The sequence below is a fragment of the Acinetobacter sp. YH12094 genome (genome assembly GCF_013419295.1).
Taxonomy (GTDB): domain Bacteria; phylum Pseudomonadota; class Gammaproteobacteria; order Pseudomonadales; family Moraxellaceae; genus Acinetobacter; species Acinetobacter amyesii.
The window spans coordinates 1-17386 of the sequence record NZ_VPAK01000012.1; the positions used below are offsets into that span (position 1 = coordinate 1).

Sequence of the window (17386 nt, forward strand, 5' to 3'; positions counted from 1 at the left end):
AAACTTAAAAAATAAAACCCAACTTAATCAATTCAACCAAGTCATTGTTTTATCAGAAGTTTTAATCTTCATCACCGCCGATGGATGTGCATTCTACAGCATTTCACATCCGTTGCAACACCTTTTTCCATTTATTTTTATTTTTTCATTACGTTTGTTTATTTATTCTACTAAATTAAGTTTTTTTACTATTTTTTGAGCATAAAAGGGACGATATTTCCATATTTGTCCGTTAATTTATCTTTTTCATTCTTTTCTTGCCATTTTAAAGCTCGGCAATCGACATATTCACAGTAGCCACCCTCCCCACACTCGATTTCGTCGTTAATTTTAATTTGATAGTTAAAGCTTCCTGCATAGCCAGCGCCGAGTCCAAATTTAAAATCCCCACGACTCTGCGCTTGTATATGTATTTTCATTTTGTCATTTTGGTAAATCCATTCAAATTCACGTGGCAAATACATTTTTTGCAAATTTGGGGTTTTAACAGCGGGATAAACGCGCATGACTTTAAAGAACACACCTTGGTCTGCCATGAACACTTGCTGCTGATTTAAATCTCTTAGATATAAACGCGAACTCAAAATATTGTTATAACGATCTCGCGTTTGCATAAAGATAATTTGACGTTGTCGACTAAGGTTAATCACCTGATGGGTATAAAACGCTAAAGGTAAATATGGGAACTTGCGTATTTGTGCATAGGATAATACCGCCAGCTGATTTACATCATACATCTGGCCCTGAAATTTGATTTGACCTTCACATTGGCACATCACCGACCAATACTCAGCAAGACCTAATCTCAACTTAATTAAACACGAAGAAATATCGGTAGTTTGCACGGACAAATCTAAACTGAGTTCAGTATCTTCTCGATGGATTTGAAATACCGCTCCATCCCAACCAATCTGCTCTTTATCTCTAAATTTAAAGACGGTATCACTCAGACTACAGTCGTCTTTGATGGAATATGATTGTAATTGCCCAACCATATGACCGCTCACACTGGTCAATACTGTGGCTGTATTGAGTTCGTCTTGTTGAATGGACAAAGGATTTTGAAAAGCGGGAATCTGAGGCTGACCGAGCCAACTTATAAAGTTAAGATAATGTAAGGGCGCAGGAAGATTCGGTAGACAGAGTCCATAATGGACTGAAGGGTAAGGCGTATTCGGCGCATGTAGATTTATTTTTTTATGTTGTAAATCTGGAGCTTGATTCAGTCGTCTTGATTGATCCAAGAAATCTTGAAATATCTGCATATCAAGCTCCTTTTCATTTTTATTTCATGTTTTAACTCATGCTTCAGCCTTTTTTGCCATTAAGGTTGTGACAAAGCCAGACAATGCATAAATTACTGAAATAATTAAAATACCCATTGGAATATTATACGTTACAGCAGCTAAAATGAAGACTATGATTGGCAACACCGCAAATGGAACACGGCGACGATCCACAGTTTTAAATGAATAGTATTTTACATTTGAGATCATCAATAGACCCACTGCAATAATCACTACCGCATTAAAAATCTGAATACCTGTTTCGCGTAAGTCGAAGACCGCAGGGATATCCATACCTACCCATACCAATGAAATAATCATAACGGCTGCGAGTGGACTTGCAACACCAATAAAATAACGTTTATCGACAACCCCAATTTGTACGTTAAAACGTGCCAAACGGAAGGCTGCACATGCGGTGTAAACAAAACATGCTGCCAGGCCAATACGGCCTAAGTCATTTAGACTCCAGCTATACATTAAAATGGCAGGTGCAACACCAAATGCTAGCAAGTCCGACAACGAGTCAAACTGTTCACCAAAAGGACTTTGTGCGCCGATAGCACGTGCGACACGTCCATCCAAACCATCAAATAATGCTGCAAGGAAAATGGCATAAATGGCTTGTTGAAACTCACCATTCATACTGGCAATTATTGAATAAAAGCCGGATAACAACGCTGCAGTTGTAATCAAGTTTGGCCACAGATAGATCCCACGACGTTTCACTTTATGCCCTTCATGGGTATGCTCCTCTTCTTCAACTTCAAATGTAATGCCATCAAATGCATTTTCATCCTTTGAAGAAATTTCCCGCTCAGGTTTATTTGTATTTGTCATTGTTCGATCCTAACTGTGACCTTTCTTTTTCAAGTTTAAAATTATTCGCCAACCAACCAACGTACGGCTGCATGACCACCATTTTCATTCATACGAAGATGTGGGAACAACCATTGTAATGCTTCGTCCGCATCTTCAGAGAATTTCCAAGGTGGGTTAATCACCAATAAACCACAACCATTTAGACCGACTGGAGTGTCATCTGGCCATACACAAATTTCGCAAACCAACTGACGACGAATGCCGGTTTTGTACATTTTCTTTTCAAAACGTTCAATCATCGCGCGGTCTTTAATTGGATACCATACCGCAAAAACGCCTGTCGGCCATTTTTTATAAGCAGCCACCAACAATTCTACAAGCTGTGGAAAATCTTTACGTTCTAATTCGTAAGGCGGGTCAATCATGACTAAACCACGTTTTTCTTTTGGTGGAATTACACCCAGTAAACCTTCGTAAGCATCACGCTCATGCAAGCCTGCACGTTTATCAAAAATATTGTGGCGCAATTGTTGGAATACATCGCGCTGCATTTCAAAAATCGTTGCCTTATCAGTTTCACGCATGCCTTCAAGTGCGAACCACGGAGAGCCTGGATAAGCGCCTTTGCCAAAGTTTTCACGCATTTTTTCAACAACTTTTAAATATTGTTGAACACCTTCAGGCGCATTGCGTTTAATCGAATCATCGAGCTTAACTAAACGATGAATACCATTTAAAAACTCACCTGATTTCTGTGCTTCAGAGGTCGAAAGATCATATTTACCTGCACCACCATGTGTATCTACATAGCGATAAGGTTTATCTTTTGCATTCAATCGACTTAATAACTGAAGCAGCAAAACGTGCTTCATCACGTCGGCAAAGTTGCCTGCATGGAAATGGTGACGGTAATTCATGTTTCTTTAATTCCTAATATCAACGGACATTTTAGCATGAAAAATAGTTTCATTCCGATGCTATTCTTGCTCTAGAATACGTCACCTTTTTTTCCACAACTTTATGGATCGTATATGGAAACAGCCTTTCTCCCAAAGTCTTGGCCGGTTGATCAAATCCTCGATGATTTAGATCAACACGGGTTTAGCATTATTGATGACGCTTATCCTGCTGAATATATACATGCACTTGTTGAAGAATGTATGTCAAATTTAAATAAATTTAGGGATGCAGCCGTACAAAATGGAGTCATCAGTAAAATTAGAAGTGATCATATTTTATGGATTAACGACACATTAGATGTCGCACAAGAACACGTTCAAGCCTTAGAACATTTATCAGAACAATTTAATCGCGCATTTTTTTCTAACATTCACGAAGTCGAAGCACATTTTGCTTGTTATAACGCAGGTGAGTTTTATGCACTACACAAAGATAATCCTCAAGGCAAAAATGGACGTGTCATTTCAGCGGTTTATTATTTGCATGAATATTGGCAAGCCGACTGGGGCGGTGAATTGCGCTTACAGGATAAGAATGATGTTTGGCATATTATAGAACCTAAACCGAATCGCATTGCGTTATTCCAAAGTGACCTATTACACGAGGTACTCGAAGCTAAACATCAACGTTTATCGATTACGGCTTGGCTACGTAATGACAACTCGATGTGGTAATTCGAGATTCCTCCTTTAAATCCCTTAAACTATCCTCATATATGAGTCATTCATAGATGAGGATGTACCCGATGCGTCAAAACAGTCATAAAATTATTCAGCGTATTGGCGAAACCGATCAATTATTTCTACAAGGCAACAGCCCTGAACTTGCCCTTGAGCGTGCAGACTTACGCCTGCAATTGGTTAATTTAAGTAAGAACCATCAAGAACAAGTGTATTTTCTGCAAGAAGCCATTGTTCTACTTGAGCAAAGCCGGATTGAATTTGAAGAAATGCCGATTGAGCTATACATCAATTTGTCTGTACATTTAGCCAAAGCTTATATGATATTTTTTGAAATTACCCAAGAGCAGCGCTATGCCCTGATTACCCAGCAGATTATGAAACCGATGTCCAAAGCTGAACATGGCGACATTTACTTCTACTTGGCCTATGCCTCTGCGGTAAAACAGGAACCTGCGTTAACCCGCCACTGGTTAAATAAATACTGCAAATCTCAAGAATTCAAACTGACCACATTACTTGAGCATCCTGCATTTAATCCATATCGCCAAGAAGATTGGTTTGCAGAGTTACGCCAAAGCAAACTGCACTAAATAAAAAAACACCTCTGAGGAGGTGTTTTTTTATTTGTGGAAAAATGAAATCTATGCTGGCTGCAGCTTATATGCATCCATATGCAACTGTTGATTCAGCTCATCAATCCATATAGCCCAATCATCATCTTGTACTAAATGACTGATTAGAAAATCACGCTGCGCTTTATTCCAAAACGGCGCATCATGTAAATTTTCACTTGCAGCAAGCTGATGCGTACGCACGTATAATTCGATCGCAGCTGGACTGCTAGCTAACCCCAATTGAGAAAACAATAAAGCTAAGGATGGTTTATTTTGATTGAGCATCTCGCCCTCCTTATCAACTAATCTGTCATTTATTATTTAATTAACTTATATGATGAAGCTAAAAAAACCTAGCGTTAAAACTAGGTTTGTTGTTTCAAATTGTATTTAGATTTTGCATGATCCGGAAAGCTTATGTTCTGTATGCAATTGTTCATTTAAAATATCGACCACTATGGCCCAGTCATCATCTTTTTTCCAATGACTGATAATGAAGTCACGCTGTGACTTCGTCCAAAATGGCGCTTCATGCAATGGAACATCCATGGTGATTTGATGCGTTTCGATAAATTGATCAATGCCTTCCGGACTTGCATCTAACCCCAATTGTTCAAAAAATAGTTCCAACGTCGGTTGTTGATCAAACATTGCCGTTCTCCTCAAGCCAAAAACATTTCTTCCACTTCATAGTTATCTGTTTAATTGACTTTGTCAGTTGCAACTACATCTCAACGTGTTATTTTTTGTTCAAAACTTAAGCTTGGTATTTTTCGCAGGCCATAAAAAAGCACCCCAAATGGAGTGCTTTTTTTTATAATTTAATTTAAAAAATTAAATTATTTAACCATGTCAGCAACTGCTGCACGTTCTTCTTCAAGCTCGTTTAGAGTGACGTTGATACGTTCACGGCTGAATTCGTCGATTTCAAGACCTTGAACGATTTTGTATTCGCCATTTTCACAAGTTACAGGGAAACCGAACATTACGCCTTCAGGAATACCATAAGAACCGTCAGAAGGAATACCCATAGTTACCCATTTGCCGTTTGTGCCAAGAGCCCAATCGCGCATATGGTCGATTGCAGCATTTGCAGCAGAAGCAGCAGAAGAAAGACCACGCGCTTCGATGATCGCAGCACCACGTTTACCAACAGTTGGAAGGAATACGTCTTTGTTCCAAGCAGCATCGTTGATTTTGTCTTTTAAGCTTTCGCCGTTTACATTTGCAAAACGGTAGTCAGCATACATTGTTGGAGAGTGGTTACCCCAAACTGTCATGTTTTCGATGTCAGAAACTGCAACACCCGCTTTTTGAGCAAGTTGAGTTAACGCACGGTTGTGGTCAAGACGTAACATTGCTGTGAAGTTTTTCGCTGGAAGATCTGGAGCAGATTTCATTGCGATGTAAGCGTTAGTGTTTGCAGGGTTACCTACAACAAGAACTTTAACGTCACGGCTAGCAACTTCGTTAAGTGCTTGGCCTTGACCGATGAAGATTTCACCGTTTACTTTAAGAAGGTCAGCACGTTCCATACCAGGACCACGTGGACGTGAACCTACAAGAAGAGCGTAGTCAGCATCTTTGAATGCAACTTTAGGATCATCAGTACCGATCATACCTTCTAAAAGAGGGAATGCGCAGTCATCAAGTTCCATCATTACGCCTTTAAGCGCTTGTTGAGCTTTCTCAACTGGAATTTCTAATAATTGAAGGATAACTGGTTGGTCTTTACCCAACATTTCACCGCTTGCGATACGGAATAATAAGCTATAACCGATTTGACCAGCTGCGCCAGTAACGGCAACACGAACTGCTTGCTTCATGTAATTATCTCCAATTGAGGAAGGTCATAATGATTAAATAGCTGTTCTATCTAATCTTAATAATCATAAACGGCAAAGATTGTACTCCAATCTTTTGACGCTTGCATGTAAAAGAGAATGCTTTTCAACAAAAGTATGATAGGAAATATAAATAAAATGCCGAAAAAAGCTTAGAAAGAACCTTTAATTATGAAAGTTGCAGGACAATTTCCGACAATAGTCGTAGGGCAACTTTTATACTGCCCATTGTTTTTATAGCAAATTTTAATCTCGGTCAGTAAACTGCCACCACGGGTTTGCATACAGTTAAATTCAATACTTTGGGATACCAATCCGCTGTTCATACGCAACATTTTATTACGCAAGACATTGGCTTGAATGGATTGGGTTTCTTGGCTAGTCAATTCATCTGGAATTTTTAGCTTATCTGCATGATTAATAATGGTTCTGAAATACTGACTAGCATTCATTGGGATACAGCCGCCGGTAGTGTGCCAAAGCGCCACGCGAGCATTTTCATCAGGCATAATCCGTGCAACCACTTTGGCTTGCAACGGAGAAAGTTTAGCTGAACTATTGGTAGTGCAATCACGGGTAGAAGTTTCTGGATATAGTCCCGTGATATTGAGTGAATACCCTTCCAGACATTTACGTTTTTTACTTTTTAAAGGATCATAGGCGCAAACAGCTGGCACCATTTGCACATCCATCACATAGCCATTAACCACGGGTGCTGCCGAAAGCACAGACACACCAAAGCCTGCACCACTGCCAATGAGCAGTGATGTCAGTATTCGATAAACAGGTCTAATGTTCAATTCGGCATTCATTATTTACCCATATTGCGCCTCAAAACAGGCGCGTTGCTTCAATGCTTATTGCGCATTCCGTAATGGAATCATTTGCATTCGTTTTTCAATCGATTGCGGTCCCTGACCCAATAAAAGGCCGTAATGGGTTGCATTGGTCATCACATGTTTTACATACTCTCGAGTTTCCGTTAATGGGATCGATTCTGTATATTGGTCCGCTGCAATCGCTTGATACTCAGGCTGCCAGCGTCGAGCACGATTTGGACCCGCATTGTAGCCTGCAGTCGCTAATACTGGACTATTACTCAATTGACGTTGAATCATCGATAAATAGAAAGTGCCATAACGGATATTGGTATTCATATCCGTTAATGCAGCGGGGTTATAACTCTCCCCCATCTGACGAGCCACCAATTTTGCGGTGTCTGGCATAATTTGCATTAAACCACCAGCACCGACATGTGAACGTGCGCTAGTGACAAACCGACTTTCTTGACGCATCAAGCCATAAGCCCATGCAGGGTCAATCCCTGCATTACGACTATGACTCACCACATAATTTTGATGCGGCATAGCATAACGTAAAGCATAATTGTGCTGTTTAGTGGTTCGATCTGCCGCATAAATCGCCCGATCATACCACCCCATATCGGTTGCACGTTTAGCTGCGGCAAGAATCATGCCATCATCATGCTTTAAGTAGGCTTGACGCACTGCCCAGTTCCATTCACGGTTAATATAGCTGTCAGATGCATTAATATTGCGCAATGCAAAGGCACGACGGAAGTGAATATCCTGACTGAGACGCTGCGCATCTTGTGACGAAGGCTGCACATTTGACGGAATATTGTTATAAGACTGACCAATTTTGTCACGTGCTAACAAATTATGGTAATCATCGCCAATGGCAAGCTTACGATAAATTTCTTTTGCCGCACGTTTAGATGAGGCATCGCCACGTTGTTCAGAGGCACGTGCTAACCAATATTGCCAACGATCTTCTTGCTTTTGCGAAACGCTCATCGCATCAATTGCACGAATGACACTTTCCCATGCGCCAAAACGAATGGCTTGTCGCGCATAAATCTCGGCTTCTTCTGCACTAAAAGGCAAGCCATAACTCAAATCAAGATAATTTAGAACTTCACGGTTGAAATTATTTTTCATTACCGTTGTACCACCGATATACCCGACACTACGGTATAGGGCTTTTTGTACATCGGCTGGTGTGCCTTCTGCTGCACGTTTCACCGAAGAAATTGCGCCATTTAAGTCGCTATCGGCCAAGCGTCCCATCGCATAAATCAGGTATGCATGATCTTCAGCTGTGGCTTTGGGTGCAGACCATAAATAATTCAGTGGATTGGCTTGAATGGTGTTGAGTTGTGACAAATTAATATTTACGCCAATGGTTTGCGCAGTCGCAATCGCTTGTCCTGACTGACCCGCTCTTAACTGTCCCCACATCCGTTGATGGCGGTCATCTTGAGTCATTAAAGGACTCGACAGCATCATACGGCCCAAGCCCGTACACGAGTCAGGTTGTGAGTTTGTGGTCAACCATACATCTTTAAATTCTGCGTAAACCAGAGGGTCGCCCGACTTTGCGCGGACTTGAGCCATGGCACATGTTTCAGCACGGTCAGCATTAGTCACATATTGCAAAACAGGCTGTGCTGTAGCGAAATCAGCTTGTTTGACTTTTTCTTCAACATAATCTGCGGCTAATTTTTCTGCCATTGCCGAGTTTGGATAGCGCTGTGCAAAATTAATAATGGCACTTGCAGGTTGTGAAGCCAAATTGTTATTCAGTAACCAATATTCTGGATAATAGCCCAAAACATCATTTTGCATGGATGATTGGTATTGTTGTAATAAACTAATATTGCCTGCATTCGCAGCACGTAAAGCATCGTTAAACTGCTCATCTGCGGCTTGGGAAAACGCAGAAATTCCGGAGAGCCCGACACTCAAAGCAAGTAATTTAGCGTAATTTTTCTGTTTAAAATTATGTTTTAACATCCACTTGCCTTCTTTCATGTCATTCTGCTCAGTTACAGCACATCGAACTTTGTTTAGGAATTAGTTTAATAATTCTAAACTCTGCATTGTGTTCTGTTATGTAACCTTATGATTAGCCAATATTAATTTTCAAACATTTTTACTTCATAAATCAATATGGCAGAGTTGTCATTTTAGGCTGTAAGTTTCTAGTAAATTACTGCTAAAATATTGCCCATTCTTAAAATCCCCTTTTTGACCTCCGCAGCTGCACAATTCAATTGATTGAATTGTCTGTCAGCCACGTATGGTTATTGATTTTCATAAAATTCCTTTAGGAGCCTACATGACGGTTCAAACCTTCATCCCGAATAGTGCCCAAGCTGCCCCAGATAACACTGTTACCCAGCCACAGCACACCCCAGCTCAAGATGGAGCAGTGAAAAAACTGTACATCGAAACGCAAGGGTGTCAGATGAATGAGTATGACAGTCAACGTATGGGCGACCTTTTAGGTGATTCTCACGGCTATGTGCTGACAAACGATCCAAAAGAAGCGGATATTCTCCTGATGAATACCTGCTCTATCCGTGAAAAAGCACAAGAAAAAGTATTTTCTGAGTTAGGCCGCTGGCGCAAGCTGAAAGAAAAAAATCCTGACTTGGTGATTGGTGTCGGTGGTTGTGTGGCATCTCAAGAAGGCGACAACATTCAAAAACGTGCGCCTTATGTCGATATGGTCTTTGGCCCACAAACTTTGCATCGTTTACCACAAATGCTTGATCAACATACTGAGCAAGTGGTCAAACCGAAAAAAGAAAAAATTCAGTTGGTGGATATTTCATTCCCTGATATTGAAAAATTCGACTTTTTACCTGAACCGCGTGTAGAAGGCTTTAAAGCGTTTGTTTCTATCATGGAAGGCTGTTCTAAATACTGTTCATTCTGCGTGGTTCCCTATACCCGTGGTGAAGAAGTTTCTCGCCCACTCGATGACGTATTGGCTGAAATTGCCACTTTAGCTGAAAAAGGTGTACGTGAAATTTCATTACTCGGCCAAAACGTGAATGGCTACCGTGGTGAAACCTTCGAAGGTAATATATGCACCTTTGCAGAGTTACTGCGTTTAGTGGCCGAAATTCCGGGCATTGGACGTATTCGTTACACAACCTCGCACCCGCTTGAATTTAACGATGACTTGATTCAATGCTACCGTGACTTACCGCAAATGGTTTCTCACTTGCATCTACCGGTTCAAAGTGGTTCGAATGACGTTCTACAAGCCATGAAACGTAACCACACGATTGATGTATATATCGATAAAATTGCTAAATTACGTCAAGTTCGCCCTGATATGCATTTATCTAGCGACTTTATTATTGGCTTTCCGGGTGAGACTGACGAAAACTTCGAAGAAACTTATCAATTTATCCAAGATATGGATTTCGATCATTCATACAGTTTCATCTACTCAAAACGTCCGGGTACTCCTGCTTCAGAACTTGAAGACACGACCCCTGAAGATGTGAAAAAAGAACGTCTTGCAAAAGTTCAACAATGGATTAAACAATCCAGTATCGATAAAACTGATGCAATGCTAGGGACCATTCAACGTGTCTTGATTGAGTCTGTTTCAGACAAAGATCCGAACTTGCTGATTGGTACTGCAGACAATACACGTTTGGTTAGCTTTATCGGTGATCCTGCATGGGTTGGGCGTTTTGCAGAGATTGAAGTGACAGATATTAAAACTTTGAAGTTTGTTTACGGTGAACTCTTGAATCTTGAGCCTGACGTGGCGTAATGTAAGCTTAATCGTCAGACCAATTTAAAGGAATTCTCTTGACTGCAGCGATTCGACGTACTGTAACTTTTGCTGGTATTCCACTTGACCGTTTACAAAGCATGCTCGGTGCCTATAACGGTCATCTCAAACAAATTGAACAACGTTTAGATGTCAAAATTTCTCATCGTGCAGATGCTTTTTTTGTCGATGGGGAAATCGATGCGGTAGAGAGAGCCGAAAGTCTCCTTCACCGTCTTTATGAAGAGTCCGAAACCAATCCACAGATTAGTGCGGACATTTTACACATGATGATTCAAGGCAGTCAGACTGACCGCGAAATTCAGGAAGATTTTTCTGAAAATGAGCATACCGGTTTAGACAATGTTTATCTACAAACCCGTAAAGGTCGGATCAATCCACGTGGTGCCAATCAAAAACGCTATGTACAGCGTATTTTACAAAGCGATATTTCATTTGGTATCGGCCCAGCGGGTACAGGTAAAACTTATCTCGCGGTCGCCGCTGCTGTAGATATGCTAGAACGTAACGAAATTCAACGCATTTTATTGGTTCGCCCTGCGGTTGAAGCCGGTGAAAAATTGGGTTTTTTACCCGGTGATTTGAGCCAAAAAATTGACCCTTACTTACGTCCGCTATATGACGCTTTGTATGAAATGCTCGGTTTTGAAAAAGTCGCAAAACTGATTGAACGTCAAGTGATTGAAGTTGCACCACTGGCCTACATGCGTGGTCGTACCTTAAATCATTCTTTTGTGATTTTAGATGAAGCACAGAACACTACCCCTGAACAGATGAAAATGTTCCTCACCCGTTTAGGCTTTGGTTCTCGAGCGGTGATCACGGGCGACATTACACAGGTCGATTTACCTCGTGGTCAACAATCTGGTTTGGCACATGCCTTACGTGTGATTGAAAAAATCAAAGAAATTCATATTACTCGCTTCCACTCTCGTGACGTGGTACGTCATCAATTGGTTCAAAAAATTGTTGAAGCTTATGAGGGATGGGACAGCGAACAACATCGCCTCACGGCTGAACAACGTGCAGAACGTAAAGCACGTCAGGAAGCTTTGGTGGCGGACAATGATGCTAAAGCTGATGGGCAGCATCAAGACGAAAACATTTAAGGATTCATTTTGAAACTTAATCTCTCCTTGCAGCAAAATTTTCAGTCACCTGAATTGGTGGTGAAACGTGCGCATATCAAAAAAGTCGTGGAAACGGCTTTACGTCATATCGATACACAAAGTGATTGTGAGATCGGTATTGCATGTGTGGACAATGACGAAAGCCACAAATTGAACTTGGAATATCGTGGTAAAGACAAACCGACTAATGTGTTGTCTTTTCCGAGCGATCTCCCCGATGAAATGGCTGCAGTTTTAGACTCATTTCCGATTGGCGACTTGGTGATTTGTATTCCTGTGGTTCTTCGTGAAGCACAAGAACAAAGCAAAGCACCCCTGACCCACTTTACGCATATGCTGGTACACGGTACGTTGCACCTCATGGGTTACGACCATGAAACCTCTGATGAAGATGCTGAAGAAATGGAAGCGTTGGAAATCGAGATTTTAGCCAAATTAGGGTTTGATAACCCTTATCTGGAAAGAGATTAAGAACAAAAAAGCGAGCTACGGCTCGCTTTTTTTATCGTCATAAAAACCAAGGAAGGAAAGATATGCAATATATCGTGATTTTTAAAGCACGCATTTGTACGCTTGATGAGCTGTATTTTTCGACTGCACAGCAGCTTAGAGACAAAGCCTTGACACACTTTAACTGTCAACATTTTGAAGCGCTGACAGAGGGTGAGCATGAAATCGCCCTTTCCTACTGGAATACATTAGAAGACATTCGAGCTTGGCAGCAAGATGCACAACATCTAGTGGCGCAACAATTGGGGAAAAACCAATGGCATGCGAGTTTTAGCGCCGAAATCTGCGAAGTTTTGCGACGCTATCGCGACTGAATTTTAACGCACCTCAAATTCTGCTTCTGCAGGATCGAAGCGCCAAGTACGCACAATACGAAGTTCTGAGATGTCTTTCATTTTGGCATCAAACAAACCAAAAGGTGCCGCCTTACGTACAGAGGTTTTTGCAGCTTCGTCCAATAAGTTTGAACCTGAACTTTCGATCAAACGAATGGCACGAATCCCGCCATTACTGTTCAAAATAACCATTAAACGTACTTCACCGCGTAGCTGTTGCTGTTTTGCCGCTTCAGGATAATAACGGTTACCGTAAAATTCGACTTTTTCGCGAAATTTTTCCATGTAAGCAGCAGAAACATCTTGCTTGGCTTGAATACCATCAATGGTTTTAATTTTTTGCTGACGGCTAAAATTTTGTTGGCGTTGTAAATATTGAGCTTCGATACTCGCCACCATCGCAGCCTTGGCCTGAAACTGACTATTCAACTCCTCAACGGCTTTTTTGCGACTGTTTTCTTCCGCTTGTTTTTGCCAACTCAAGGTTGTCATCAACACTTTGTCTTCAAAGCTCAGCTCTTTCTTTTGTTGCAGTTGTTCTAAAGCTTCGCTTTTTTGCTCCCCGGCTTTTTGTTCGATCATCGGTGCAGGCATGTCACTCGACATACGATGTGACTCACGGAATGTCCCTGAGCCCTGCTGATCGGCTTGTGCTAAAAAGTCTGCATGTTCAATTTTTTCCGTCGTAGAACGTAAAGAAACTGCAATTTCTTTGGTGTTATAATCCGCCTCTTGGGGCATGGAAAATTGCATGGTTAAAAAAGCCAAATGCAACACAGCAGCAAACGCCAATGCAGTTGCAAATATGGGATCTTTCCACCACTCTTTCATCAAGGGCATGAACGTTATTTTTTTCAGCATCACATTAAACCGACAATTTGCCGCATTCCCCAAACTGCTTAAAACAGTATAAAATAAAACTCGTATTCATTTTTTGATGAAAACGAGAAATCCATCAACACATAGATAATGCACAATTAAAATCATGAAAATGGTGCAATTTATTTTGCTAAACTGCAAGATCAAAACCTTGTGTTTTTATAGAAATCGACAAGATAAACATCGTCAAAAAACATAATTTGTCAGGATGCACTTCTTATGCAAACGCTAGTTTCCAATATCGCTAAACGTATACGCCAAGTGTACCAAAAAGCTGAAGGATTTATTGAAGATGAGCGTGAATTCCCAATGTCTCAAGTGTTTTTAAATGCGACATTTCAGCGCTTTGTGACCGATAATGTGAAAATGCTCAAAGACTTGCATGCTGACCTGCATGATGACTGGCTTCGACTGTATGCCACATTGGATTATAACGGGCTGATCATAACACTCTCTGTCGATTTAAAACTGGTACAGATGGAACTCAACAAACAAACCCAATTGATCGTATTTGAACAAATTAGTGATACACAAGTGATTGAAGCGAAGTATCCAAATGTTCTGTATAAGATGGGCGTGCGCATGGCGTTATGGTTCTATCAAAAAGTACTCAACCAAGATCCATTGGGTATGATTTTGGAAAAGCTCAATGTGATCAAAGTTAAAGATGATTTACTGTATTTAGACCTGAATCGCTGGCTCGGTAAAAGTCGATCAATTATCGACACACTGGGCAAAGTCCATGTCAACCATGCTGTTTTACGTGAGGCCGAATTGGTGGTGATTGGTAATGTTAATTTAACCGCATTGTTCACCAAGATGTCGCAAGAACGGATAGAAGACTGGGATGACTCAAATTTAAAAGACGATGAAGTCACGCCAATTAAGCAAAAGGAAAGCTAGACTTATCCTGTACTTAGATATCTTGAGCCTATAAAACGCTACACAACATATACATTAGGCACGGATTTGTGACGTGATTCTCCACAATCCAGCCGCATAATAAACATATCAGGTGGTTTAGCCCATCGCACTTCTATTGAATAGGAAAACCATACTTATGGCACATTCAGTTTTGAAAAATTTAGGTCTTGTTGCTGGGGTATCGACTACACTGCTTTTGACTGGTTTCTCAAGTCAGTCATTTGCCATGAGTCCATTCCAAGCAAGCTACCAGTTTAATTACAACGGCAAAAACTTGGGTTCTGCAACACGTACCCTAAAACAATCTGGGAATAACTGGACGTATGTTTTCGCAGCAAAAGCTGGTGCGATGGCCTCTGCAACTGAAACCAGTCGTTTTAGTTTAAATGGCAGCCAAATTCACTCGAACAGCTTTAGCCGCAGCAGCAAAATTTTGGTGCACAACAACACCATGAATATTAATTTTAATGCTGGCGCAAAAACCATTAATACCAAAAAAGATGATAAAGCGCGTTCATTTGCGTGGAAATCAGGTGTGTTAGATGAACTCAATGCTGAATTGCAAATTCGTGAGGATTTAAAAAATGGTGGTTTGAAATCGAATTACTACATTGCCGATGCCAAAGAGGTTGAAGCTCGTAAGTTCGTGAAACAAGGCACTGAAAAAGTGAAAACCACTTACGGGACTTTTGACACCGTGAAAGTCGTGATGCGCCATGACAAACCTGGCCGTCAAACCACCTTCTGGTTAGCACCAAAACTAGATTATCTACCTGTCAAAGTTTCCCACCAAGACAATAAAACCTCTTACGGTTTATTGTTAACGGGCTATAAAGGTGCAACAAATTAATTGATTTGATCAATTTCGCTTGCATTTTTCACGGTGCTTTTTAAAATACGCTTTTGCTTTAAAAAGCACCTGCCCCCTCGAGGATTCTCCCGTGCACGCTCTGGAACAGAAAATCTTAGCTGAAGGTATCGTTCTCTCTGAAGAAGTTCTGAAAGTCGATTCTTTCCTGAACCACCAAATTGACCCTGTGATGATGCAGCAAATTGGTCAAGAATTTGCCCGTCTTTTTAAAGATGCTGGCATCACAAAAATCATTACGATTGAAGCATCAGGTATTGCACCTGCAGTAATGGCTGGTCTTGAACTTGGTGTTCCTGTGATTTTTGCACGTAAATATCAATCTTTAACCTTAAAAGATGATTTGTATCGCTCAAAAGTGTTTTCTTTCACAAAACAAACTGAAAGCACTATCGCGATTTCTAAAAAGCACATCAATGCTGAAGATAAAGTTTTAGTGATTGATGACTTTTTGGCCAATGGTCAAGCGGCTTTAGGTCTTGCAGATCTTATTCATCAAGCAAGTGCTGAAGTATTGGGTATCGGTATCGTGATTGAAAAATCATTCCAACCTGGTCGTGATATTTTGCTTGAAAAAGGCTATCGCGTTGAATCATTGGCACGTGTGAAATCACTGGCGAATGGTACAGTTGAATTTGTACGTGACTAGTTTGCGTTCAAAAGAAAAAAGAACACATCAGGTGTTCTTTTTTTTGCTAAAAATTTGCCATTAAGGTGACATAAAGCGCACTTTTTAACGCCTTAGTTACAAGCAGACAAAACATCGGTGTGCAAAACTCGATAAAATTCAGGAAAATCGTCACATTTGATCGAATGAGTCAACTACTCATCTGTCAAATTACATTATGCTGCACCATAAATTCGGCCACTTTATTTTTTAAGGCTATGGAAAGTTATGAATACAGAAGAGCAAAACATGGAATCGACAGTTAAATGTCCAAAATGTGGATCAACCCATATTGAAAAGCGTAACCATGAACAAAACTTACAAAAAATTGGTGGTGTCTTACTCAGTGGTGCAGGAGCTGCTGCAGGGACTGTCGGTGGTGCGGCATCTGGCGCATCTATTGGTGCTGCGATTGGTGGCGTGACTGCTGGCCCACTTGGCGTGATTATGGGCGGAACCATCGGGACTTTTGTTGGTGCAATTAGCGTCGGTATTACAGGCGGTTTTCTCGGACACCGTTTTGGTAAAAAAGCCGGCGTGATGGTCGATCAAAATATTTTTCTCGACTACCAATGTTTAGATTGCAAACAGCGCTTTGAAGTTGAGCAACAGCCTGAAGACGCTGCAAAGACTTCGGATTAAGACTAATTTGGATATTAAAAAAGAGCGCTTCAGCGCTCTTTTTTAATAGGTTATTGTTTTTCTAATATGTATTTCTAGTCTATTGAAATGCTATTCGAAAACCATGGCGAATCAATTATTTTGAAACATCAGTTAAAGATTTTGAGTCCACTTTAACTTGATCTTGTTTCGCTAAAAATTCTTTTTCTTCGGCTTTTTCTTTTGCGGGAAATCCATACTGTATAAACTGGCATTGCCGTACACAAGGAAGATGCAGCCAATACGGAACACAGGAAAGTCATTAGAAAATTAACAATAGACATCACACACCCCAAAGAAGAAATTTAAATACAAATCATGTAATCAAAAAATAAAAATAACGCGCCCAAAGAGAGAGCAATATTCGACTCGAAACCATCACTGAGCAGGCTGTATTTAAAAACTTTCAATATATTGTTGATATCATTTATTTTTAATATTTCAGGAATAGTTCGACAGATTTATTTTTATATTTTGGTCGGTATACAACGACATAAATAAAAAGACGTCACACGTAAATAAAGCAAGAAAAGTGAAATATTTAAGCCTTTTCTTGCCCGTTCGCTACAAAGTTAGCGCAACTT

Annotated in this window: 19 protein-coding genes and 1 pseudogene; 11 read left to right on the plus strand and 9 right to left on the minus strand. The window is 40.6% G+C overall.

All coding sequences use genetic code 11. From position 1 onward, the window contains the following. Window positions 1-199: pseudogene (locus FTU34_RS17745) on the plus strand (hypothetical protein); the annotation flags it as partial. Here the strand turns inward: FTU34_RS17745 and FTU34_RS10375 are convergent. Genes FTU34_RS10375 through FTU34_RS10385 form a run of 3 tightly spaced genes read right to left on the minus strand, consistent with a single transcriptional unit; the run spans window position 189 to window position 3025 of the window. After that, entirely contained in the window at window positions 189-1265 is a 1077-nt protein-coding gene (locus FTU34_RS10375) for a DUF6670 family protein (RefSeq protein ID WP_180035686.1), read from the minus strand. The pseudogene FTU34_RS17745 and the gene FTU34_RS10375 sit on opposite strands and share 11 nt — an antisense overlap. A gap of 36 nt (window positions 1266-1301) precedes the next feature. Further along, window positions 1302-2126, minus strand: a complete 825-nt coding sequence (gene pssA / locus FTU34_RS10380; RefSeq protein WP_078192422.1) for a CDP-diacylglycerol--serine O-phosphatidyltransferase — start codon at window positions 2124-2126, stop codon at window positions 1302-1304. Between the two features lie 41 nt (window positions 2127-2167). Next, window positions 2168-3025, minus strand: a complete 858-nt coding sequence (locus tag FTU34_RS10385) for a 23S rRNA (adenine(2030)-N(6))-methyltransferase RlmJ (protein ID WP_078189232.1) — start codon at window positions 3023-3025, stop codon at window positions 2168-2170. A gap of 114 nt (window positions 3026-3139) precedes the next feature. Between FTU34_RS10385 and FTU34_RS10390 the strand changes: the two genes are divergently transcribed. Beyond that, on the plus strand, window positions 3140-3742 hold the full coding sequence (locus FTU34_RS10390; protein ID WP_180035685.1) for a 2OG-Fe(II) oxygenase: 603 nt from the start codon (window positions 3140-3142) through the stop codon (window positions 3740-3742). 71 nt (window positions 3743-3813) lie between these two features. Beyond that, the gene (locus FTU34_RS10395; RefSeq protein WP_180035684.1) at window positions 3814-4341 is read left to right on the plus strand and encodes a hypothetical protein; all 528 of its coding nucleotides are present in this window, start codon (window positions 3814-3816) and stop codon (window positions 4339-4341) included. A 51-nt stretch (window positions 4342-4392) separates the two neighbouring features. Here FTU34_RS10395 and FTU34_RS10400 read toward each other — a convergent pair whose 3' ends face one another. From FTU34_RS10400 to FTU34_RS10420, 5 genes are all read right to left on the minus strand, one after another. Beyond that, window positions 4393-4650, minus strand: coding sequence for a DUF2789 family protein (locus FTU34_RS10400; protein ID WP_078189234.1), 258 nt, complete (start codon window positions 4648-4650; stop codon window positions 4393-4395). A 105-nt stretch (window positions 4651-4755) separates the two neighbouring features. Next, complete coding sequence (locus tag FTU34_RS10405) at window positions 4756-5016, minus strand: DUF2789 family protein (RefSeq protein ID WP_078192425.1); 261 nt, start codon at window positions 5014-5016, stop codon at window positions 4756-4758. Window positions 5017-5204: 188 nt separating this feature from the next. Then, window positions 5205-6191: a malate dehydrogenase gene (locus FTU34_RS10410; RefSeq protein WP_078192426.1), complete on the minus strand. Its 987-nt coding sequence runs from the start codon at window positions 6189-6191 to the stop codon at window positions 5205-5207. 170 nt (window positions 6192-6361) lie between these two features. Further along, window positions 6362-7021 (minus strand): ribonuclease I, encoded by a 660-nt coding sequence (locus FTU34_RS10415; RefSeq protein WP_111885947.1) that lies wholly within the window; start codon window positions 7019-7021, stop codon window positions 6362-6364. Between the two features lie 45 nt (window positions 7022-7066). Next, window positions 7067-9043 carry a lytic transglycosylase domain-containing protein gene (locus FTU34_RS10420; protein WP_180035683.1) on the minus strand — a complete coding sequence of 659 codons (1977 nt, stop codon included), beginning with the start codon at window positions 9041-9043 and terminating at the stop codon, window positions 7067-7069. A 307-nt stretch (window positions 9044-9350) separates the two neighbouring features. Here FTU34_RS10420 and miaB point away from each other — a divergent pair, with 307 nt between their 5' ends. The 4 genes from miaB to FTU34_RS10440 all read left to right on the plus strand — a co-directional run bounded on the left by miaB (window position 9351) and on the right by FTU34_RS10440 (window position 12783). Beyond that, a complete protein-coding gene (miaB, locus tag FTU34_RS10425) occupies window positions 9351-10808 on the plus strand; it encodes a tRNA (N6-isopentenyl adenosine(37)-C2)-methylthiotransferase MiaB (protein WP_180035682.1) in 1458 nt (485 codons plus the stop codon). Between the two features lie 38 nt (window positions 10809-10846). Further along, the gene (locus tag FTU34_RS10430) at window positions 10847-11938 is read left to right on the plus strand and encodes a PhoH family protein (protein ID WP_111885944.1); all 1092 of its coding nucleotides are present in this window, start codon (window positions 10847-10849) and stop codon (window positions 11936-11938) included. A gap of 9 nt (window positions 11939-11947) precedes the next feature. Next, complete coding sequence (ybeY, locus tag FTU34_RS10435) at window positions 11948-12430, plus strand: rRNA maturation RNase YbeY (RefSeq protein WP_078192431.1); 483 nt, start codon at window positions 11948-11950, stop codon at window positions 12428-12430. 62 nt (window positions 12431-12492) lie between these two features. Next, window positions 12493-12783 carry an antibiotic biosynthesis monooxygenase gene (locus FTU34_RS10440; protein WP_180035681.1) on the plus strand — a complete coding sequence of 97 codons (291 nt, stop codon included), beginning with the start codon at window positions 12493-12495 and terminating at the stop codon, window positions 12781-12783. A gap of 3 nt (window positions 12784-12786) precedes the next feature. Here the strand turns inward: FTU34_RS10440 and FTU34_RS10445 are convergent, their stop codons facing one another. Beyond that, window positions 12787-13644, minus strand: coding sequence for an energy transducer TonB (locus FTU34_RS10445; RefSeq protein ID WP_213066202.1), 858 nt, complete (start codon window positions 13642-13644; stop codon window positions 12787-12789). 258 nt (window positions 13645-13902) lie between these two features. On the opposite strand from FTU34_RS10445, the gene FTU34_RS10450 reads away from it, so the two are divergent. The 4 genes from FTU34_RS10450 (at window position 13903) to FTU34_RS10465 (ending at window position 16784) form a co-directional block, all read left to right on the plus strand. After that, window positions 13903-14586, plus strand: coding sequence for a hypothetical protein (locus FTU34_RS10450; protein WP_078192433.1), 684 nt, complete (start codon window positions 13903-13905; stop codon window positions 14584-14586). A gap of 157 nt (window positions 14587-14743) precedes the next feature. Continuing rightward, the gene (locus FTU34_RS10455) at window positions 14744-15457 is read left to right on the plus strand and encodes a DUF3108 domain-containing protein (protein ID WP_180010540.1); all 714 of its coding nucleotides are present in this window, start codon (window positions 14744-14746) and stop codon (window positions 15455-15457) included. A gap of 91 nt (window positions 15458-15548) precedes the next feature. Then, window positions 15549-16124, plus strand: coding sequence for a xanthine phosphoribosyltransferase (locus FTU34_RS10460; RefSeq protein WP_078189246.1), 576 nt, complete (start codon window positions 15549-15551; stop codon window positions 16122-16124). A 267-nt stretch (window positions 16125-16391) separates the two neighbouring features. Then, window positions 16392-16784 (plus strand): hypothetical protein, encoded by a 393-nt coding sequence (locus FTU34_RS10465; RefSeq protein ID WP_180035692.1) that lies wholly within the window; start codon window positions 16392-16394, stop codon window positions 16782-16784. Window positions 16785-17386: the final 602 nt, after the last annotated feature.

Coding starts and splice junctions, on each gene's coding strand:
- FTU34_RS10440 (WP_180035681.1), top strand. CDS start 12,493: ATGCAATATATCGTGATTTTTAAAGCACGCATTTGTACGCTTGATGAG.
- FTU34_RS10385 (WP_078189232.1), bottom strand. CDS start 3,025: ATGAATTACCGTCACCATTTCCATGCAGGCAACTTTGCCGACGTGATG.
- FTU34_RS10410 (WP_078192426.1), bottom strand. CDS start 6,191: ATGAAGCAAGCAGTTCGTGTTGCCGTTACTGGCGCAGCTGGTCAAATC.
- FTU34_RS10420 (WP_180035683.1), bottom strand. CDS start 9,043: ATGAAAGAAGGCAAGTGGATGTTAAAACATAATTTTAAACAGAAAAAT.
- FTU34_RS10400 (WP_078189234.1), bottom strand. CDS start 4,650: ATGCTCAATCAAAATAAACCATCCTTAGCTTTATTGTTTTCTCAATTG.
- pssA (WP_078192422.1), bottom strand. CDS start 2,126: ATGACAAATACAAATAAACCTGAGCGGGAAATTTCTTCAAAGGATGAA.
- FTU34_RS10445 (WP_213066202.1), bottom strand. CDS start 13,644: ATGCCCTTGATGAAAGAGTGGTGGAAAGATCCCATATTTGCAACTGCA.
- FTU34_RS10465 (WP_180035692.1), top strand. CDS start 16,392: ATGGAATCGACAGTTAAATGTCCAAAATGTGGATCAACCCATATTGAA.
- miaB (WP_180035682.1), top strand. CDS start 9,351: ATGACGGTTCAAACCTTCATCCCGAATAGTGCCCAAGCTGCCCCAGAT.
- FTU34_RS10405 (WP_078192425.1), bottom strand. CDS start 5,016: ATGTTTGATCAACAACCGACGTTGGAACTATTTTTTGAACAATTGGGG.
- FTU34_RS10375 (WP_180035686.1), bottom strand. CDS start 1,265: ATGCAGATATTTCAAGATTTCTTGGATCAATCAAGACGACTGAATCAA.
- FTU34_RS10450 (WP_078192433.1), top strand. CDS start 13,903: ATGCAAACGCTAGTTTCCAATATCGCTAAACGTATACGCCAAGTGTAC.
- FTU34_RS10395 (WP_180035684.1), top strand. CDS start 3,814: ATGCGTCAAAACAGTCATAAAATTATTCAGCGTATTGGCGAAACCGAT.
- FTU34_RS10455 (WP_180010540.1), top strand. CDS start 14,744: ATGGCACATTCAGTTTTGAAAAATTTAGGTCTTGTTGCTGGGGTATCG.
- FTU34_RS10390 (WP_180035685.1), top strand. CDS start 3,140: ATGGAAACAGCCTTTCTCCCAAAGTCTTGGCCGGTTGATCAAATCCTC.
- FTU34_RS10415 (WP_111885947.1), bottom strand. CDS start 7,021: ATGAATGCCGAATTGAACATTAGACCTGTTTATCGAATACTGACATCA.